This is a genomic window from Pseudoalteromonas sp. BMB (genome assembly GCF_001709235.1).
GTDB classification, from domain to species: Bacteria; Pseudomonadota; Gammaproteobacteria; order Enterobacterales; family Alteromonadaceae; genus Pseudoalteromonas; species Pseudoalteromonas maricaloris.
This window is the reverse complement of the sequence record NZ_MBQA01000215.1, coordinates 1-19837: the sequence shown is the minus strand read 5'-3', so window position 1 is coordinate 19837 and position 19837 is coordinate 1. Positions and strand designations below refer to the sequence as shown.

The following is a 19837-nucleotide window of genomic DNA, read 5'->3' as shown; positions in this document are numbered from 1 at the left end:
ATTGCAGTCCTATTTAGAGCCTTGCATCGCACTGGCAAAACGTGCCGGTGAAGCCATTATGGCAATTTATCAAGCCGATGATATTGGTAAAAAAGAAAAGTCTGACCACACTCCTGTCACTGCAGCTGATTTGGCATCTAATGAGATCTTAATGGCGGGTCTTGCTGAAATAGCACCTGACATTCCGGTAATGTCTGAAGAAACACCAATTCCACCATTGAGTGAGCGACAAAGTTGGCAACGATACTGGTTACTCGATCCTATGGATGGCACTGGGGAGTTTATTCTTGAAAGCGGTGACTTTGCCGTCAATATTGCGCTCATCGAAAATAATTATCCTGTGTTAGGCGTCATTTACTGGCCATCTCAAGGGCTGACATATTACGCCAGCAAAGATGAAGGTGCGTTTAAACGTAGTGACTCAGGCGAAAGTAAACGTATTTTCGTCTCGCCAAGAGAAACGCTTACATTGGCTGTAAGCCGTAGACAAAAGCTTGAAGCGGTAAGCCAGTACTTAAATAGTCAGTTCGACACTGTGGCACTTGGGTCATGTTCATTAAAAGCCTGCATTATCGCAGAAGGTAAGGCGGATTGTTTTTTACGAGTAGGACCAACGGGAGAGTGGGATACTGGCGCGTCACAGATCATCGTCGAAGAAGCCGGGGGTTGTATTACCGATGCTGAGTTTAACCCGTTGACCTACAATCGACGAGAAACTACCGAAAACCCAGACTTTATTGTTATGGGGCATCCCGATTGGCAATGGCAAAAGTTGATCAGTCCACATCATCGAACGATAGAATAAATAACGGTTTAAGTTGAAGGTTGTGGGATTTTTGCGCACTTAAATTGTTTTAAGCGTTAAATCCCTTGCAATAAAATTTTAATCCATTATTATAGCGGCCTCTTGAAAAGGAAGTCCTTTTTAAGAATATACAGGCGCGGGATGGAGCAGCCTGGTAGCTCGTCGGGCTCATAACCCGAAGGTCGTCGGTTCAAATCCGGCTCCCGCAACCAACATCCGTTGGATGTATAAAGTCTCAAGTACAAGACTTAAAATTAAGTACAAATACAGGCGCGGGATGGAGCAGAATGATAAATCATTCGTCGGACTCGCTAAACCTGGAAAGAATCGAAGGTCGTCGGTCCCCGACGAAGAATAGATTCACAAAAATATGCAGGCGCGGGATGGAGCAGCCTGGTAGCTCGTCGGGCTCATAACCCGAAGGTCGTCGGTTCAAATCCGGCTCCCGCAACCAATTCTTAATTAGACTGCACAATCTAAAGAATTACTCCGAAACTCGTCGGTTCACTCTTCATAAACTAATGGCTCCCGTAACCAATTCTTAATTGGACTGTAAAATCTAAAAAACTACTCCAAAACTCGTCGGTTCACTTTTCATAAATTAATGGCTCCCGCAAGCAATTTTTAATTGGACTGTATAATCTAAAGAACTCTCCCGAAACTCGTCGGTTCACTCTTCATAAACTAATGGCTCCCGCAAGCAATTTTTAATTGGACTGCACAATCTAAAAACTACTCCAAAACTCATCGGTTCGCTCTTCATAAATTAATGGCTCCCGTAACCAAGTCTTAATTAGACTGCACAATCTAAAGAATTACTCCAAAACTCGCCGGTTCACTCTTCATAAATTAATAGCCCCCGCAACCAATTTTTAATTGGACTGCACAATCTAAAGAATTACTCCGAAACTCGTCGATTCACTCTTCATAAACTAATGGCTCCCGTAAGCAATTCTTAATTGGACTGTAAAATCTAAATAACTAGTACAAAACTCGTCGGTTCACTTTTCATAAATTACTGGCTTCCGCAACCAATTCTTAATTGGACTGCAAAGTCTAAAGAACTACTCCGAAATTCGTCGGTTCACTCTTCATAAATTAATGGCTCCCGCAACCAATTCTTAATTGGACAGCACAATCTAAAGAACTACTCCGAAACTTGTTGGTTCACTTTTCATAAGTTAATGGCTCCTGCAACCAATTTTATTGGCACTGAAGTTTAAGCTTTGTTCTATAGTTAGCCTACCTTTCCTACACAATCTAAAACTTCATACTATTGATTCTGAAGCTGAGTATTTACTCTCTAGGTCATCGCCTCAATTTTCATCTTTTCAGCATTAAACTCGGTAGCTATATGCTGCGAATATTTGTCTATAAATCTTTATATGGTCTAGGCTTTTACTATCTCTTATTTGAGGTGTATGAAGATGGATTTACATAGTATTCGAGTCAAAAGTTCGTTGCCAACGGCTATGTTGACGATCGTGCTGTTATTTGTGTTTTTTGGTTTTTCAGTGTTGCTCAATAAGGTGCAATCGGCACTTGAGATCCAAACTGAAAACTATTTAAAAGCGGTGTCAGTGGTACTCAATGCGGATAGAGACTTTTATCAAGCTCAAGAAGCCTACCTCAAATTATTAGCAGGTGAAGATAAGTGGGCGGATTTTGAAGAAAACGCCGAGCAGGTCAAACAGCGCTATCAAAAGTATCTTCAGTTTATGTCACTCCACCAGAGTGAGCTGGGTAGTTTTGCAACTTTTGATGCGGACTTTCAAAGTTGGTATCGCGTGACGGTGGCGAGTATTAAAACTCCAACAGATAAAGCGCTTCAAACAGAATCTGCTAAGTTATTTGGTGCAGTTCGTGATGTGCTTGATAAAGCCGGTGAATTAGCCGATGGAAAATCTGCTGCAAGTCGTGCGGTAGTCGTTGCTGAGGTTACTCAGATAAAGTGGGGTCTTGGTGTTGGTGCCTTGCTCCTACTTGGTATTGCTTGTTGGATTGCTTATCGGATCCCTCGTCAGCTAGCAAAGCAGATAAACTTTGTGTCAGATAGGATCTCTGAAATTGCCTCTGGAGACGGAGACTTAACTGGTCGCATTGAAATCAAAGGAAATGATGAGTTTGCAAAGCTATCGCTAAACTTTAATCATTTTCTCGAGAGTTTACAGGCGATGGTTAAAGCACTTGTGAAAGATGGTGGCGAGCTGTCGAGTTTGTCGTCAAAACTCAGTCATTATGCCACACAGTGCCATGACTTAATCGACTCGCTTGGTAAGTCATCACATACCATTGTTAGCGCGGTGAATCAGCTAAGTCACTCAAGTCAAGAAGTCTCGTCGGTGGCTGAAAACTCATTGAAAGAAGCTGAAGCTTCACATCGCTACGCAGCACAAGGTAAAACGGTGTTGGCTGATTCAAAACAAAAAATCACTCATCTTGCTGATAATATGGAAGCGGCACTCTCCAGTTCGTTAGCTTTACAAAAAAACTCTGAAAACATTACGCAAGTGCTCGATGTTATTCGCGGGATTGCTGAGCAAACCAATTTATTAGCGCTCAACGCGGCAATTGAAGCGGCAAGAGCAGGTGAACAAGGTCGTGGATTTGCAGTGGTAGCTGACGAAGTCAGGTCACTGGCCACTCGAACACAAGACAGCACTAATGATATTCAGAAGATGTTAGAAGCATTCTCACATAGCGTAGAGGACTCACAAAAGACCATTGAAGATGGTAAGCAGTATGTTGATGTAGCGGTAGAAAGCTTTACGAAGGCAACGGAGCTATTGGAGTTAATTGCACAAAGTGCGGTGAAAGTGACTGAGCTTTCAGAGCAAACCGCTCATGCGACTCAGCAGCAAAATGCAGTATCTACTGAGATTAGCAGTAATCTAACCGATTTAAATGACAAAACATTGGATGGTGAGCGATTGTCTGGAGAAACGCATCAAATTTCGGATGATGTGCTGCGAGTCACCAGTAAATTGGTGGATGAATTATCCCAGTTTAAAGTCTAAGGTCTTGTAAGGTGTGCTGTGCAGCACACCTTATGAAATCAGTCTTTTGAACAGTTATTTAGCAAACTTCTTTGCATAAGCCTCAGCTTGTTTCCACACGCGCAGGGTATTGCCACCTAAAATCTTTTTGATATCAGCGTCACTGTAGCCTCTATCCAAAAGACCCTGCACAAGATTTGGATACGTTGATACGTCTTTCAGGCCAACCGGTAGTGAGTCACCCACACCATCGTAATCTGAACCAATCCCTACATGATCTATCCCTATCAACTTAACGACGTGGTCAATGTGATCTAGCACTTGATCAAGTGTGGCAAATGGAAACGGATTTTTTGCTCTAAACGCCGCTCTAAAATCGGTGCGATCTTTGTCTTTGGCTTCTTTTTGTGCTTCGTCACGCTTGTCATACCAAGCACCAGCTTTTGCCGTCACAAAGCTCGAGCCAAAGTTAATTTGGATCACGCCGCCATTTTTTGCCAAGGCTTTCAGCATTTCGTCATCCATATTGCGCTCGAATCCTGGGGTGTATTTACGCAGGGATGAATGTGAAGCAACGACCGGTACCTTTGAAATGTCCATAACCTGATAAAAGGCGTCATCGGAAATGTGTGATACATCAATGAGCATACCAATTTTGTTCATTTCAACCACAAGCTCTTTACCAAATGGGCTTAAGCCTTTCCATTTGCGGCGTACGTCATAAGAAGAGTCAGAAATATGGTTGCTTTGCGAGTGTGCTAAGGTGATATAGCGCACGCCACGGTCATAAAAATGCTTAAGGTTTTTCATCTCACCTTCAATGGGCGAGCCATTTTCCATGCCCATCGCGATAGACATAATACCACTGTCAAATTGCGCATAAATGTCGTCGGTATTGTAAGCCATCGCAAATTTATCTGGTGCGCGATGTGCTAGGGCTTCCATACCGTCAATCAGTTGATTAGCGAGTTGATAGCTTTTACCTTTACCTTCAAATTCTAAATTAGCAGGAATATAAATAGACATAAATGGCGCATTAAGACCGCCTTTTACCGCGCGAGGGTAATCAAAATCACCGCCTTCGGTTGCTTGGCTAACATCATCCCATTTACTTTGGATGCGATATGGAACGTCGATGTGTGTATCAATTAGGATGTTATCGTGAGCGAGTTTAACTGCGCGCTCAGAGGCTTTGTATTCAGTTGCATAAGCGGTAGAAACAGCCAGCGCGAGGGCGCAAAGAGCAGTGCCGAGCTTCATAAAATTGCCTTTCCTTTATAGTTATAGAAATTTGATTGTAACAACTCCTGTCACTTCGACAACTGTTTACGATTAGCGCTAAATACAAAGAAAGCTGAAGGTTTTTTAATACTCGTAATCTTCCTGTGCTTGCATTGCTTGAAATTGTTGTTTGCTAACAATATTCACCGATTCGTGTAATTCCGAGAACACGATCAGTGCTTCTCCGGATTTTAGCTGTGCTTTCACTTGCGCGACTTTGCTCTCGGTGCTGACTTCAGTATCGCCATAGTCTGTTCCTTCACGCAGCACATAGTGCTCAATAAGGTTGTCCAGCGTCTCTTGCGGAAGTTGTTGATAGGGAATGAGCATACTACTTAGCCTTACTATAAATTTGCTGTAAATATTGTGGGATAACGCTTTCTAGCCAAAACCTAGGTTTAAAGGGGTTACTTCCCGAAATAAACCCTACGTGACCACCGTGTGGGCTCACTGCAAGCGTCACCGGTGAGTTAACCTGAGCGGCTGTAGGCACGGCTTGTGATGATAGCATGGGGTCATCTTCGGCATGGATCAGGAGTGTTGGTGTCGTGATCTGGGTTAAGTAGGGCTGCGAACTTGCTTGTGCGTAATAGTCTTCCGCGCCGTTAAAACCATGCAGCGGTGCCGTTATCTTATCGTCAAACTGCCATAGGTCATCAATGGCATAAAGGGCAGGCTTGTCTATCCTAATTTGCGACTGGATGGTGTCTAGCTTACGTGAAAAAGACTTTTTCATCCTGTCTAGCAAGTATTTTTGATAGAGCTTAAAGCAGCTCTTTCTGATCACCTGACAAGAGGAAGAAAGGTGATAAGGCGCTGAGACGACAACGCCAGCCTCAAGACCGCTTTGCGATTTGGTTTCTCCCAAGTATTTGGCAAGTACATTACCGCCAAGCGAAAAGCCAACTGCAAACAATGGCCGTTTAGGAAAACGGGCTTTTAGCGTGTCTATAAAAAAGCCAAGATCTGAAGTTTCGCCGCTATGATAAGCCCTGGCTTGGCGGTTCACTTCACGTGAGCAGTTGCGAAAGTGCATCAGTACGGCATCAAAACCATGGTGTACCAACGCTTTTAATAGGCCTTTTGCATAAAAGCTGTTGATATTGCCTTCTAGCCCATGCAATACCACAACCAAAGGTGCCGATTTGTCGCCGTGTTGTGCCCATGCAAGTTCTAAAAAGTCATCGTCTGGTGTGTCTAGTGTTTCATAGTCGACGGGCACCTGTAATCTCGGCCTAAAGAATCGCGGAAGTATGGTTTGGGCATGGCGGTTGCGCATCCACCAAGCGGGTTTAAATTCGTAATTATCGGCTGTTATTGTTTTCATGGCTTGATTCATAATAGAAACTGCGTCTTTTTGGCGGTTGCTCGCAAAGCAAAGAAAGGAAGCTATCCAGTTGCAAAACACGTTTTAGCCAGTTTAACGTATTATCAGGTGAGGGTTAAGCAAATAAAAAGCACCCGACCAGTAAACTGATAAGGTGCTTTGTGCGTCGTGCTTAATTCTGCAAGTTGGGGAACTACGTCGAGCCGATCTTCTACTACTTGTTCTTCAATCGCCCCAAGGTAATACATTTAAATCTGTTCTATTGTTCGTTAGGTACTTCAGCGTCCATGACTTTTTTAATGAAAAAGTAGACGTAATAACAGCACAGCAAAATTACAATCCCTAAAAAGCCAAAAGACAGAAACAACACAGGGTCGGAAAAAAAGTCTCTAAAGAATACGTTCATGGCTGTGCCTCCTAATTTGTCGATGAGTAAATAGTAGTGGAGGTCTGAGGGGCTTGATATGATCAAGATCAAGTTTCAATCCTGAGTGAAATCAAACCTAGGCAAAGGCTTGATCTCGATCAGGTTTTATATCTAAGTTGGGTAAATAACAGGGCTTATATTGATTTAATGGCTTAGAAGTCAGTCGTATTGAATAAAGCGTCGTACTCACTCTGACTCAAATAGAGCAGCACATTGTTACTTGATTGCAGTGGTGCAGACGAAAAGCGCTTTAATGTCTCCAGCAATAGCGCTTGTTGACGCTTTTCAAGCTCAAGCTCTGCTGTCAGCATCGCAGCTCGTAACTTTTTATAGTCTTGGTAGTCTTTATGATGTGTTTTTAGGGTATGGCGGATCGCGCGTTGGGGTTGTAGCACCGCTTGGTCAAATTGCTTAGCAGTCTTTACCAGTGCGGCTAGGGTGTCGGGGGTAATCGTCAGTGCTAAAGTGTCTAGGTAACAAAGTAACAAACACAGGTTGATATTTTTGCCTGCAGCATCTTGCAAGTTCAGCAGCCGCGATTGCATCTGCGGGCGGCTGTAGAATTCACAGGCAAACTGCCAAAAGTCTTCACGACTTAGCATATCTCTCCAGTCTCATCGAAATGGTTTTGCTTTTCTTCTAACTCTTCCAGTGCCATTAATAAGTTTTCTTCTGTGTCATTAAGCTCTGGGTTTATCTTGGCTTGTTTTGCTAGTAAGTCACTTAATTTTGCCTTGTTTTCGTCCGTATATAGGCTGTTGTCAGCCAAAGCTTGCTCAATTTCGTCTGCTTGCTCAGTGAGCTTGTCGAGCTGTTTTTCGAGCTTTTCAATCGACTTTTTCAACGGCTGAATGGTTTTTCTGAATTCGGCTTCAAGACGCTTTTGCTCTTTACGATTGGCATTAGAGTTTTGCTTTGGTTCAGCCTCTGATCCACTTGATTTCGCTTGCTCTTTATTGGCATTCATAAGCCATTGGTAATAGGCATCTAAGTCATAGCCGAACTGAGAAACGGTCCCATTATCAACTAAATAGTACTCGTCAGCGGTATTTTTCAGCATGTGGCGATCGTGGGAAACCGTGACCATTGCACCCTCAAAACCTTGTAAGGCCATCACAAGTGCGTGTCGCATTTCTAAATCTAGGTGGTTGGTTGGCTCATCGAGTAACAGCAAGTTCGGCTTTTGATACACCAACATCGCTAGTACGAGTCGTGCTTTTTCGCCACCAGAAAACGGCGCAACGGGTTCGAGGGCCTTATCACCATGAAAAGCAAAACCGCCCAAGAAATCACGAATAAGCTGCTCTGGTACTTTAGGGTCTAGACGTTGAATATGGGTAACCGCACTGGCCTCAAGATCGAGAGACTCAAGCTGATGCTGAGCAAAATAGCCTACATTTAATCCTTGGTGTTGAAACACTTCTCCAGCTTGTGGGGTTAAATCGCCGGCAAGTAACTTGATTAGGGTCGATTTACCAGCACCGTTACGACCAAGTAACGCAATACGGCTACCTGGGACCAGATTAAGCTTGATGTCATGCAAAATGGTAACGTCACCATAGCCCGCTTTGGCTTGCTCTAGTGTCATCAATGGATTAGGCAAGCTTGTTGGATCTGCAAATTCAAAATTAAATGGTGAATCTGCATGAGCGGGCGCGAGCATTTCCATGCGTTCAAGGGCCTTCACTCGACTTTGCGCTTGTTTTGCTTTACTCGCTTTCGCTTTAAAGCGGGTAATAAACTTCTCTAAATGTGCAATCGTTTCTTGTTGCTTCTCGTAAAGCGCTTGGTGCTGTGCCATGCGCTCTGCTTTTTGACGCTCAAACTGAGAATAGTGACCTTTATAGACGTTGATCTGCTGTTGGTCGATATGCCAAATCTCGCCAACAACCGCATCTAAAAATTCGCGGTCGTGAGAAATAAGCACTAATGTACCCTGATAGGCGCGCAAAAAGCGTTCTAGCCAATAAACAGCGTCCAAATCCAAGTGGTTGGTTGGCTCATCCAAAAGCAATAAATCGGCATCGCGGATCAGCGCTTGCGCAAGGTTCAAGCGCATGCGCCAACCACCAGAAAAGTCGCTAACGGCAAACTCAATCTGTTCATTGCTAAAACCAAGGCCATGGAGTAGTTCTCCCGCTTTGGCTTCAATACTATACCCTTTGATGTTCTCTAGCTGTTGGTGTGCTTTTGCTTGTAGCTCCCCATCACCGTCCCGCTCCGCTTGTTGTAGCTGAGTTCTCAATACATAGTATTCAGGGTGTCCCTGTAGTACATACTCGAGGGCGCTAATGGAGAGTGCTGGGGTTTCTTGTTTTACCGATGCAATAGACCAATCTTTTGGAATAGAAAAATCACCTGAATCGAGTTGCAGCTCACCTTTTAGCAGCGCAAAGAGAGATGATTTACCACAGCCATTGGCACCGACAAGGCCCGCCTTATGTTGTGGATAAAGCGTTGCATTAGCTTGTTTTAGCAGTGTTTTACTGCCACGAAGTAGCTCGATATCAGAAAGTTGGATCATAATTCTAAAAGTCTGTCTAAATTGCGCGCATCATAGCATGGATCCAATCCCTTACTCCAAGCGTATCATGACAAATAAAATTAGGATAAAATGACAAACCTTAAACTCGGTGTTCATTAGAGGTGTAGAGTTGAAAGTTAAGAAGCGTTTTATTGCAGGGGCAAGTTGTCCAGAATGCCAAAAAATCGACGTAATGATGCTCTACAAAGAGCATGATGTTGAAAAAGTTGAATGTGTTGAGTGTGGCCACGTAATGTCACAGCCGAAAGACGCGGTACAGGCTTCCACCCGCCAGTTTGAGCAAGTTATTGGGGTGTTCAAACCGGAGTGAGTGATCACCCCGGTTTTCAATTAATTTGTTAGTAGTGCGGTGGTGGTGGCTCTTGATGTTGAGGCATTAAACCTGGGTCGCGGCCTTCCTTCATTTTCTCTGCCAATAGCTCAATTTGTCGTTGCATTTTAGCCAAGCGCTGCTGATGTGCCTTTAGCTCTTCATTTAAGGTTTCGATTGTATCTTCTTGAAAGGCAAGCTTAGCCTCAAGCTCAGTAATTCTGTTTTCGATTTCGTTCATGGCTTTTTCACCTGCGCAAATTTTTCCAGTAGTCCGCTGGAACTCTCGGTTAACAATGCAGTGTCTTGGTCTTGAAAAGCAACGTCAAATACAACCGCAGACTTGGGGCGGCTGCCTTCTCGGGGTTGTACACGCCAAGTTTGCAATCGTTCGCCATCACTCACTTGCCATAAAATAAGCTCGCGGTTAGGTGAGCCGGTAGCCAAGAGCGTTGCGTCTTGATTAAAGCGCACTGCACTGAAAATTTTCTGGCGAGCAATATACTGTAATTGTGCTTTGAGATCACCAGAAGTTAATTGCCAAATGCTCGCTTTTTTCATGCTATCTGCGGTAAAAGCAAATCTTCCTTGGTCATCTAATGCAACTTTGGTCACGCGACTTGGGTGGTTAAAGCGATGGATCACTTGCCCTGTTCTAGTATCCCAAAAGTAAGCGGTATAGTCGTTGCCTCCGGTTAAGGCAAAGTGGCCATTGGGAGACATGGCAATAGAATTGATATTTTCTTGATGTCCAAGGAACTCTATCCGCCTTCCACTCTCTAAGTCGAGGTGAACGACAACGTTATCACTGCGGGCATAGAGTAAATATCGGCCCGCATTGCTAATTGCGATATCTCGAATAGTGCCAGACTCGATCTCAAAATATCCTAGGTTTTGACCGCTTTCGATGCTCCAGATGGCGAATGTTTTATCAGTGGCAGTGACGGCCGTGGAGTTGTCATTAGCTAAAGCCAGTGAGTGAATGAGATCGTCGGGGGCATCGGAGTGACGCCATTGAAATTTGAGGCCTTGCTCTTGATTATCCCAAAGTACGGCCCCATGCTCTATGGAAGAAACAAGGCTGTAGTGACCGTCCGCAGAGATAGCAGCAGAAAATGCCCCTCTGCTGGCATGTTCTACGGTCATAACGGCTTTTGAAGTGTCAGGGCCACAGCCGGTTAAGGTGAAGCAACTGAGCATCGCGCATGCAAAGAGGAGGCTTGTCCACTTAATGTTGACGAGTTTGACCATAAATTAGGTAAATCCTCCTTAACTCCGAAGTCTACAACAGGTAGACTAAAGGCACTAAAAACAAGATATTATTTTGATATTAGCGTATTAAAAGCGTAATGTCGTTACGCGATAATGGCAAGCAAATGCATATTGGCATTCTGATCAGAGAATGTTAATGTGGCTAGCACCTTTTCTTATTAATATAAAATTAACAATGGCACCGCATATCAAGCTCTCTTGCGCGAGCATTGGTGTTTTGATAGTAGGGACTGTCGGAGAGTTGAGAATGAAACAGACAATTAAACTGTCACTCGTTGCTGCTTCAGTGTTAGCACTAGTAGCGTGTAATAAAAAAGCAGAAGAGCAGAAGCCTGCTGAAGTTAAGCTAGATACAGAGGTGCAACAGCAAGCATACGGTATCGGTGCTTCAGTTGGTAACTTCTTGCAAAAAGACTTAGCGGATAAAAAAGAGCTAGGCATTGAACTTGATCAAGAGTTACTTATGCGTGGTTTTAAAGACGCTCTGGCTGGTGAAGCTAAGCTGGATGAAGCAAAAATCCGTGAAGTACTCACTTCACTAGATTCTTCTGTTCGTGAAAAGCAAGCTGCTAAAGTTGAAGCTGACGCGAAGAAGAATAAAGAAGAAGGCGATAAGTACCTAGCTGAGAACGCGAAGAAAGAGGGCGTTCAGGTGACTGAGTCAGGTCTTCAGTATGAAGTGCTAAGCGAAGGTGATGGTAAAAAGCCAGTCGCAACAGACAAGGTGACAGTACATTATAAAGGTACTTTGTTAGATGGTTCTGAGTTCGATAGCTCTTATGCACGTAATGAGCCTGCCACTTTCAACCTAAATCAAGTTATTGCAGGTTGGACTGAAGGTCTGCAGTTAATGAACACTGGCGCTAAGTATAAGTTTACGATTCCTGCGGAGCTTGCATACGGCACTCGTAACCTTGGTAAAATTCCAGCTAATTCAACACTGGTATTTGAAGTTGAGCTGCTAGGTATCGAAGACGAAGCTGAAGAAGCTGCTGAATAATTTGGCAGTGTCTGCAAAGAAAAAGGTGAGATAGCTATCTCACCTTTTTTTATATTTTGGTGCCCGCAAATTTAGACTATTCAGTGTGATTAGAATAAAGGTTATCGATCAGTTCGTCTTCCAATTGGAAGCGCAACTCAAGCGTTTCACCTAACACAGACAAGTCGTTATCGAAGTCTGCTAATTCTTGCGTTTCTTGATTTACTTCAGCGTATTTGTCGTTGAAATCAAGTGCGGTATCAGTCGTATCTGTGATCCGAGGGTACAGTGACTGAGCCAATTTTGCGCTTTCAGGGCCTTTTTCTTGGCAGGCCTCAACAATGTTGTCATAAATTTCAAAATGACCAGCTGAAAGATAATCCATCAAAATCTGGCAGAATGACTGAATGTCAACTTGCTCAGGAAGTGCTTTACCATTTCGAGTTGGTGAGCATCCTGCAACTTTATAATATAAAACCAATAGTTCCTGACGCTCTGCTAACCATGCATCAATTACACTATGGCTGCCTCCCCATTTCTGTTGGGCTTGTTCTAACTGCGAAAGCATAGTGATTCTCCTTAAGCGGGTTACCTACCTCTATGGAAAGGGAAACGGGGCAAAAGGTCAACCAATTTTTTCTGTAAAAGCGTAAAAAGATCAAAAGATTATTGGTTTGATTATCGGGAATGTTAACAAATTCAGGAGGATAAAAATAAAAAAACCACCGAGAGAAACTCAAGGTGGTTCAAAATAGCAGTTTAGCTTGTTGCGTAATGTTGTTATTTTTCTAATTGAAGGTGTTTTGTTGTTATTTTTCTAACGCGGTAATTTTATACCAACCTTTTAATCGTGTTGCAAACAGTTTAATCGCTTGTTTCGGTAATTTTTACACAAGCTTATGAATTTGTTCCTAATAAAGTGAGGTTTAATCTAGATCATAACGAGGCGTTGGCAAGGATAGTTTAGATAGTGCCCATGTGCACTTAGTGATACAATCCGCACAATTGAATTTAAGTATTGGAATAGAGACGCTATGAGCGAATTAAAAAACGATCGTTATTTACGAGCGCTATTAAAACAACCAGTTGACGTCACACCAGTATGGATGATGCGCCAAGCTGGTCGTTATCTACCAGAGTATCGTGCCACCAGAGCACAAGCTGGTGACTTTATGAGCCTTTGTAAAAATGCAGAACTGGCATGTGAAGTGACATTACAGCCGCTGCGTCGTTATCCACTAGATGCGGCGATTCTGTTTAGCGATATTTTGACTATTCCAGATGCAATGGGACTTGGACTTTACTTTGAAACTGGTGAAGGTCCAAAGTTTGAGCGTCCTATCCAATCGTTAGATGATGTTAAAAAGCTACCAAAATTAGATCCAACCGATGAGCTTGGTTATGTAATGAATGCGGTGAGCACAATTCGTCGTGAGCTTAAAGGTGAAGTACCACTTATTGGTTTCTCCGGCTCACCATGGACGCTAGCGACTTACATGATTGAAGGCGGTAGCAGCAAAACATTCGGTAAGATTAAAAAGATGGCGTTTGCGGAGCCGCAGACACTGCACCTACTGCTAGATAAAGTGGCTGATTCGGTTATCGACTACCTAAATGCGCAAGTAAAAGCGGGTGCTCAGTCGCTAATGATCTTCGACTCATGGGGCGGGGTGTTAAGCCCACGTGACTACAAAGAGTTTTCACTACAATATATGCACAAAATTGTAGATGGCCTGATCCGTGAAAATGACGGTCGCAAAGTACCCGTGACATTATTCACGAAGAACGGCGGTCAATGGATTGAAGCAATTGCAGCTACTGGATGTGATGCAGTTGGCCTTGATTGGACGATTGATATCGCCGATGCAAAACGTCGTGTAGGCGATAAAGTTGCACTACAAGGTAATATGGATCCTTCAATGCTACACGGTACCCATGAGCGTATTCGTGAAGAAGTTCAGCATATCTTAGCTGGTTTTGGCGAAGGTAATGGTCATGTCTTTAACTTAGGCCATGGCATTACGCCTGATGTTGACCCTGAAAATGCAGGTGTTTTCATCAATGCGGTTCACGAATTTAGCCGTCAATATCACAAGTAATTTAAGTTTGAACTAAAACTTAAAATAGCAAAGAGCGCTTATTGAAGCGCTCTTTTTGTTTTTGAAATGTATTATACCAATTGCACTAAGTCTCCAATCAATTTGAAGGGTGAAATACCATATTAGCGTCGTTAAAAATTTCTCATTTAGAACAACTAAATAGCAAAATTTTTGCCTAGCTACTAAAGCTATTTCTCCGATTCAAATAGCTCATTTATCTAATACAATTGGTATTATTCAAATAAGGCGTCGATGGTGCCTTGAGCAAGTGGGTGGTATCCCGGACGTGCTTGTTGATAAACACGGTAAGCCCAGTCACGTTTGCCATTCTTAATGAGAGACTTGTATAAATTCACAATAAGCTTGCGACGACCAATACTTACTAGATGCTTTTCAAGGTCTGGGTAAATAGCTTGGTAGCCGTTACCTACTGCTAGCATATACCAAGCAAATGCGCGTTCAGCGTTGGTCGATTGCGTCAGCTTAAATGTCTTGTCCAATGCTTCCATACGCTCGATGGCGAGATCTCTTGGTAGGTTATTGATAAAGTGCAGCCACTCATGTACTGTCCAAGCGTCGGTCGGTAAATCTGCAAGTGTTTTCTCGTCTTTTAACCAAGCTTGAGTTAGCGCATCCACTTTTTCAAAGGCATCAGAAGTTGGGTTCGGTGCGTCGCTTGGCAAGCCAGGCTCATAAATCCACTCTTTGGCTTTTTCCAAGCTCACGATACCAGGATATTGCTGTAGCAAGTTTTTGTCTAAGTACGCGACGAATTCATCAGTAGTCAGAGATTTAAAAGAGAAAGTGTTAAAGTAGGTTTTAACAAACTTGTCGAACTTGTCACGACCAAACTTTTCTTCTAGATAAATAAGGAATAATTGACCTTTAGTGTAAGGTACAGAGCTAAACGCATCGTCAGGATCGCGGCCATTAAGCTCTAAATTCATGCGTGTATCAGGAGCGGCAATAGTTTTAAGTTGTGCGCGTAGGCCTGCAGCGTCAAGTGCTTGCTCCATCACCGCGCGGTCGCGGCCAAACACTTCTTCCATAATACGGTTTTCAACGTAAGAGGTGAAACCCTCATTTAGCCATAGGTCTTCCCATGTTGCGTTGGTCACTAAGTTGCCAGACCAAGAGTGCGCTAGCTCGTGGGCGATTAGGTTTACTAAACTTTTGTCACCGGCAACTACAGTTGGCGTGATAAATGACAGGCGTGGATTTTCCATACCACCAAACGGGAAGCTAGGCGGCAACATGAGCAGGTCGTATCTACCCCAAGCGTATTCACCATACATGGCATTGGTTTTGTCGATCATCGCTTGTGTATCGTTAAACTCTGCAACAGAGGCATCAAGGATTTGCGGTTCTGCAAAAATCGCAGTTTGGTGCGACATCTCTTTATATTCAAGATTACCTGCACCAATTGCAATTAGGTACGGTGGGATAGCTTGCGGCATATCAAACCAATAATCGCCATCTTTGATCAATGCGCCGGTATTGTCCGCACTCATTACCGCACGTACATCTTTAGGCGTATGTACGCGAGCAGAGTAAGTCACACGCATTGCTGGCGTATCCTGCACGGGGATCCAACTACGAGCATGAATCGCTTGAGACTGGCTATACATAAATGGGTGAGATTTACTTGCGGTTTGCTGCGGTGTTAACCACTGCAGACCTGATGCTACTGGCAAGCTGTTGTAATAAATACGTGCTTTTTTTGCTTGCTCTTTAAAGTGAATAGTTAACTTAGCACCTTTCACATCATCGCGCTTGGCAAGATCAAACTTGGCGGTATGCCATTTATCATCTTTACCTTGATACATCACTTTGTCGATTTCGAGGTCACGCGTATCTAGTACCAGTGTTTTTGCTTGGCGATTTTGCCAATCTAGTGTGTGTTCAACAAAACCTTCTAGCTGCTTATCTTCAAAGTCAACGTCTAGGTCTAAATGCAAGTGTGTGGTAATAACATCGTTAAGATTGGCGTAAGTGTGTTGGTCAACGGCTGCGTTTACATCAGCAGTGTGGACAAGGCCAGCCATGGCAAGGCTGAGCGTAAGTGCCGAAAGTTTAATCATAATGCTGCTCTTATAAAAAGAATATTCCCAATTAGAACGGCTAACATAACTAATTTCTGACCATTTAAACAGTATAAGCCGATGGGTTACATAAAATGATGGGTAAGATGACGTTAATGCGTAAGTCAGGGCAATGCGCTACACTAGCGCCAGTTTAGTTAATATTGGCAAGGTGCTGCAGTGACTAGTTTGCAGTCTTATCACACTTTTTCGCTGCCGTCGGGCTGCGAGTCCCTTATTGTTATCACAGATCCACATGCGCTGGTTGAGCTCGATTTCAGTCGTCCTTTCTTTTTAATTGGGGAAGGGAGTAATACCATTTTTCTGGAAGACTATGCTGGAACCGTTATTAAGCTTGCGACCTTAGGTGTCGATATCGAGCAACAAGATGATGATTATATCGTTACAGTCGCAGCTGGAGAAAACTGGCATCAGCTCGTTATAAAGCTGCTTGATAACGGAATTGACGGGTTAGAAAATCTCGCGCTGATCCCTGGTACTGTTGGTGCGGCGCCGGTACAAAATATCGGCGCTTACGGCGTTGAAGTATCACAATTTATCACCGCCGTTAGAGGATTTGATATCGCTGAGCGGCGCTTCATGACATTAACAAATGCCGAGTGTGAATTTGGCTATCGAGATTCAGTCTTTAAACACCGTCTAAAAGATAAGTTCGTTATTACTGAAGTGACATTGACATTGCCTAAACGTTGGCAGCCAACGTTAAGTTATGGCCCTCTACAAAGCTTGAGTGATACAGCAACCGCGCAAGAGATTTGTGAAGCGGTGATAGTTACTCGAAACAGTAAATTGCCCGATCCTGCGACGCTTGCAAATGCTGGGAGCTTTTTTAAAAATCCAGTAGTTGATAGGGCGTTTGCAGCTCAGTTGCAAAGTAAATTTCCAGAGATGCCAGCGTTTGATGTGGATAATGACAATGTAAAACTTGCGGCTGGCTGGTTAATTGACAAAGCGGGTCTAAAAGGCTGCCACCGTGGAGCCATTCGTGTGTATGAGAAACAAGCACTGGTACTTGTTCATAGTGGTGGCAGCACCGGTGAAGATTTAACACAGTTAGTGAGCCATATTCAGCAAACCGTTTGGCAAAAATTTGCTGTGTTACTCGAGCATGAAGTGCGCCTTATAACAAAGCATGGTGAATGTCAGTTACAAAGTGTGGAATGCCATGAAAACGTCTGATCATAAAAAGCAAACGATTTTAGCGGCCTTGAATAAAGGAGAATTTATCTCAGGGCAAGAACTTGGCGAGCAATTAGGTATTAGTCGCGCGGCTATTGCGAAGCATATAGCGGCGTTGCAAGAGATGGGCGTGGATATTTTTCGAGTCAATGGCCGCGGTTATAAACTCAATTATAGCTTACCGCTTATTCATCAAAGTAAGTTGAATACTCTATGGCAACAGCAGTTTCAAAGTGAGTGTCCAATCGAATATCACGCAATTATAGACTCAACGAATAGCGAGCTAATGCGTCGTTTGCAGGAAAAACAGAATATGGGCTCAGGTCATGTCTTGGTGGCTGAAATGCAGCAAGCTGGCAGAGGGCGCAGAGGTCGGGTATGGCAATCGCCCTTTGGTGCTAACCTTTATTACAGTTATTACTGGCAGTTTGACGCTGGTATGCAAGCCGCGATGGGCTTATCTATTGCTGTAGGACTTGCAGTATATGATGCGTTAAAGGTTCTTTATGGTATTTCCGTTGAACTAAAATGGCCAAACGACATTTATCTCAACCAGCAAAAATTGGCGGGTATCTTGGTTGAGCTAGAGGGGCAGGTGGAAGGGCCTTGCCATCTTGTGATTGGGATTGGGCTAAATATATGCATGCCAGAATCTGCCTCTAAACACATCGACCAAGCTTGGACAGATCTGCAAACGCACTTAGGCCAAATTGATAAAAATCAGTTAGTGGTGCAGCTCACTCACTCCTTGTCTGAGCGTCTTGCCCAGTATAAAGAGTCTGGACTGAGCGAAATGGTGACCGAATGGAATAGTCTAAATGCCTTTAAAGGTGACGCAGTGACCTTGAGTACAGGACAAAGAGAATGGCGCGGGATCTGTGAAGGCATCGATATGCAAGGCGGCTTATTGCTTAGGCAAGATGGTGAGCTTAAAGCTTTTTATGGCGGTGAAATTTCGTTAAGAAAGGTGATATCGTGAAACTGCTAATCGACGTAGGTAATACTGCAGTTAAATATGCACTTGAGCATGAAGGCCGTATTAGTCCAGTAAAAGAAAGTGATATTGAATGGCAAAAGCTAACCGCAATTATCTGCTCTCAGGTTGGTAAGGGAGCGGGATTACAGTGGGTGGAAAGTCGCGCCTCTGAGTTTGGTCTTGTGTTAGAGCAAGCACAAGTATCGCCAAGGCGAGCTGGGGTAACTTGCGCCTATCCTAATTTTAAAAATTTGGGAATTGATAGGTGGCTTGCGGTACTTGCCGCGCATGCTCTATATCCAACACAAGATATTATCGTAGTTGATTCTGGCACTGCGACCACAGTTGATGTAGTGACTGCACAAGGGATACACATGGGAGGGTGGATTTTACCAGGTATCGATCTCATGATTTCCAGTATTACCGCGCGTGCAGAGCGGGTATTTTGTGATGACAACACGCCGTTTGCCGCAGAATTTGCTAAAAATACACCAGAAGCGGTGAAAAATGGTGCGTTAGCCGCAACACTTGGGCTCGTACATAGTGCAAAACAGCAACTTAATAATGAGTCTGCGTTGGTATTGTGCGCAGGTGGATATGGCGAGTTAATAAAAAACCATATTGCGTCAGCGGTTTTTGATGACCTTTTGGTATTCAAAGGGCTGTCAGTTTGGTGGAAAAACCCACAATAACTGTAAAAATGTCATGGGATTGGCTTAAAACTGAGCGTTTGAACAATAAATTTAAATTTTTTTGCATATTCCTGTTGCATCAAGTCAATGGTTGCTCTAATATCTCGCCCCGTACTAAAGCAGTGCCGACTTAGCTCAGTTGGTAGAGCAACTGACTTGTAATCAGTAGGTCATCCGTTCGACTCGGATAGTCGGCACCATCTTTTTACCCTATCTTGTATAGGATGCTTTAGGAAAGAATTTTACGTGGAGGGGTTCCCGAGCGGCCAAAGGGATCAGACTGTAAATCTGACGGCTCAGCCTTCGCTGGTTCGAATCCAGCTCCCTCCACCACTTTATTCTTGACGGTTAGAGGTAGTTAAGAACAGGTTCCTAAAGCGGGCATCGTATAATGGCTATTACCTCAGCCTTCCAAGCTGATGATGCGGGTTCGATTCCCGCTGCCCGCTCCAGTTCGTCTGGCGTGCTGATATAGCTCAGTTGGTAGAGCGCACCCTTGGTAAGGGTGAGGTCGGCAGTTCAAATCTGCCTATCAGCACCAGTCTCCGAAGAATCTTCTCAAATACTTCCTTTGAATTGTCGAAAAAATATTTATAATAGACTGAATAATTCTAATCCACACTCGTCGTGGATTATTTTTATATGTAATCTAGATACACAAAACTTATAGGTTTCGTCATGGCAAAAGAAAAGTTTGAACGCGTAAAACCGCACGTAAACGTTGGTACTATCGGCCACGTTGACCACGGTAAAACAACTCTAACTGCAGCAATCACTAACGTACTTGCAAAAGTATACGGTGGTACAGCAAAAGACTTCGCATCAATCGATAACGCTCCAGAAGAGC

The 19837-nt window shown here is 43.7% G+C and carries 19 protein-coding genes and 6 tRNA genes; 15 read left to right on the top strand and 10 right to left on the bottom strand.

Translation table 11 applies throughout. The features are described from left to right. Nucleotide 1 precedes the first annotated feature (1 nt). The 4 genes from cysQ (at nt 2) to BB427_RS22620 (ending at nt 3822) form a co-directional block, all read left to right on the top strand. Nucleotides 2-805 (top strand): 3'(2'),5'-bisphosphate nucleotidase CysQ, encoded by an 804-nt coding sequence (gene cysQ, locus BB427_RS22635; protein ID WP_069023435.1) that lies wholly within the window; start codon nt 2-4, stop codon nt 803-805. Nucleotides 806-940: 135 nt separating this feature from the next. Further along, nucleotides 941-1017: transfer RNA gene (locus BB427_RS22630), tRNA-Met, on the top strand. Between the two features lie 165 nt (nt 1018-1182). Continuing rightward, nucleotides 1183-1259, top strand: a tRNA-Met gene (locus BB427_RS22625). Between the two features lie 973 nt (nt 1260-2232). After that, nucleotides 2233-3822, top strand: coding sequence for a methyl-accepting chemotaxis protein (locus tag BB427_RS22620; RefSeq protein WP_069023433.1), 1590 nt, complete (start codon nt 2233-2235; stop codon nt 3820-3822). A 54-nt stretch (nt 3823-3876) separates the two neighbouring features. Here BB427_RS22620 and BB427_RS22615 read toward each other — a convergent pair whose 3' ends face one another. The 6 genes from BB427_RS22615 to BB427_RS22595 form a co-directional block, all read right to left on the bottom strand. After that, nucleotides 3877-5061, bottom strand: coding sequence for a dipeptidase (locus tag BB427_RS22615; RefSeq protein WP_039494707.1), 1185 nt, complete (start codon nt 5059-5061; stop codon nt 3877-3879). A 105-nt stretch (nt 5062-5166) separates the two neighbouring features. Beyond that, nucleotides 5167-5412 carry a YheU family protein gene (locus BB427_RS22610; protein WP_010607914.1) on the bottom strand — a complete coding sequence of 82 codons (246 nt, stop codon included), beginning with the start codon at nt 5410-5412 and terminating at the stop codon, nt 5167-5169. 1 nt (nt 5413) lies between these two features. After that, complete coding sequence (locus BB427_RS22605) at nt 5414-6421, bottom strand: hydrolase (RefSeq protein WP_069023432.1); 1008 nt, start codon at nt 6419-6421, stop codon at nt 5414-5416. A 247-nt stretch (nt 6422-6668) separates the two neighbouring features. Further along, nucleotides 6669-6815, bottom strand: a complete 147-nt coding sequence (locus BB427_RS24570) for a hypothetical protein (protein ID WP_010374526.1) — start codon at nt 6813-6815, stop codon at nt 6669-6671. A gap of 173 nt (nt 6816-6988) precedes the next feature. Beyond that, nucleotides 6989-7438: a TIGR02444 family protein gene (locus BB427_RS22600; RefSeq protein ID WP_069023430.1), complete on the bottom strand. Its 450-nt coding sequence runs from the start codon at nt 7436-7438 to the stop codon at nt 6989-6991. Next, nucleotides 7432-9360 (bottom strand): ATP-binding cassette domain-containing protein, encoded by a 1929-nt coding sequence (locus tag BB427_RS22595; RefSeq protein ID WP_069023428.1) that lies wholly within the window; start codon nt 9358-9360, stop codon nt 7432-7434. Before BB427_RS22595 ends, BB427_RS22600 begins: the two co-directional genes overlap by 7 nt. 130 nt (nt 9361-9490) lie before the next feature. Here BB427_RS22595 and BB427_RS22590 point away from each other — a divergent pair, with 130 nt between their 5' ends. Continuing rightward, nucleotides 9491-9691: a YheV family putative zinc ribbon protein gene (locus BB427_RS22590; RefSeq protein ID WP_010374531.1), complete on the top strand. Its 201-nt coding sequence runs from the start codon at nt 9491-9493 to the stop codon at nt 9689-9691. Between the two features lie 28 nt (nt 9692-9719). Here BB427_RS22590 and BB427_RS22585 read toward each other — a convergent pair whose 3' ends face one another. Both BB427_RS22585 and BB427_RS22580 read right to left on the bottom strand, forming a co-directional pair. Continuing rightward, nucleotides 9720-9932: a SlyX family protein gene (locus BB427_RS22585; protein WP_010374533.1), complete on the bottom strand. Its 213-nt coding sequence runs from the start codon at nt 9930-9932 to the stop codon at nt 9720-9722. Then, a complete protein-coding gene (locus BB427_RS22580) occupies nt 9929-10942 on the bottom strand; it encodes a WD40 repeat domain-containing protein (RefSeq protein ID WP_069023426.1) in 1014 nt (337 codons plus the stop codon). Before BB427_RS22580 ends, BB427_RS22585 begins: the two co-directional genes overlap by 4 nt. A 268-nt stretch (nt 10943-11210) precedes the next feature. Here BB427_RS22580 and fkpA point away from each other — a divergent pair, with 268 nt between their 5' ends. Next, nucleotides 11211-11963 carry an FKBP-type peptidyl-prolyl cis-trans isomerase gene (gene fkpA, locus BB427_RS22575; protein WP_026001096.1) on the top strand — a complete coding sequence of 251 codons (753 nt, stop codon included), beginning with the start codon at nt 11211-11213 and terminating at the stop codon, nt 11961-11963. A 76-nt stretch (nt 11964-12039) separates the two neighbouring features. Here fkpA and BB427_RS22570 read toward each other — a convergent pair whose 3' ends face one another. Continuing rightward, nucleotides 12040-12510 carry an Rsd/AlgQ family anti-sigma factor gene (locus BB427_RS22570; protein WP_010607921.1) on the bottom strand — a complete coding sequence of 157 codons (471 nt, stop codon included), beginning with the start codon at nt 12508-12510 and terminating at the stop codon, nt 12040-12042. Between the two features lie 466 nt (nt 12511-12976). Here BB427_RS22570 and hemE point away from each other — a divergent pair, with 466 nt between their 5' ends. Next, nucleotides 12977-14041 (top strand): uroporphyrinogen decarboxylase, encoded by a 1065-nt coding sequence (gene hemE, locus BB427_RS22565; RefSeq protein ID WP_010374544.1) that lies wholly within the window; start codon nt 12977-12979, stop codon nt 14039-14041. A 233-nt stretch (nt 14042-14274) separates the two neighbouring features. On the opposite strand, the gene BB427_RS22560 is transcribed toward hemE, so the two are convergent. Further along, nucleotides 14275-16122, bottom strand: coding sequence for a M1 family metallopeptidase (locus BB427_RS22560; RefSeq protein WP_083229924.1), 1848 nt, complete (start codon nt 16120-16122; stop codon nt 14275-14277). Between the two features lie 180 nt (nt 16123-16302). On the opposite strand from BB427_RS22560, the gene murB reads away from it, so the two are divergent. From murB to BB427_RS24025, 8 genes are all read left to right on the top strand, one after another. After that, complete coding sequence (murB, locus tag BB427_RS22555; protein WP_069023424.1) at nt 16303-17322, top strand: UDP-N-acetylmuramate dehydrogenase; 1020 nt, start codon at nt 16303-16305, stop codon at nt 17320-17322. Beyond that, complete coding sequence (birA, locus tag BB427_RS22550; protein ID WP_069023422.1) at nt 17309-18301, top strand: bifunctional biotin--[acetyl-CoA-carboxylase] ligase/biotin operon repressor BirA; 993 nt, start codon at nt 17309-17311, stop codon at nt 18299-18301. The genes murB and birA overlap by 14 nt, the downstream gene beginning before the upstream one ends. Further along, nucleotides 18298-18990, top strand: a complete 693-nt coding sequence (locus BB427_RS22545) for a type III pantothenate kinase (RefSeq protein WP_069023420.1) — start codon at nt 18298-18300, stop codon at nt 18988-18990. Before birA ends, BB427_RS22545 begins: the two co-directional genes overlap by 4 nt. A gap of 124 nt (nt 18991-19114) precedes the next feature. After that, a tRNA-Thr gene (locus BB427_RS22540) sits at nt 19115-19190 on the top strand. 48 nt (nt 19191-19238) lie between these two features. After that, nucleotides 19239-19323: transfer RNA gene (locus BB427_RS22535), tRNA-Tyr, on the top strand. A gap of 44 nt (nt 19324-19367) precedes the next feature. Next, a tRNA-Gly gene (locus BB427_RS22530) sits at nt 19368-19442 on the top strand. A 13-nt stretch (nt 19443-19455) separates the two neighbouring features. After that, nucleotides 19456-19531: transfer RNA gene (locus tag BB427_RS22525), tRNA-Thr, on the top strand. Between the two features lie 137 nt (nt 19532-19668). Next, the coding region (locus BB427_RS24025; protein WP_254663692.1) for a GTP-binding protein at nt 19669-19837 on the top strand (169 nt) is incomplete at its 3' end.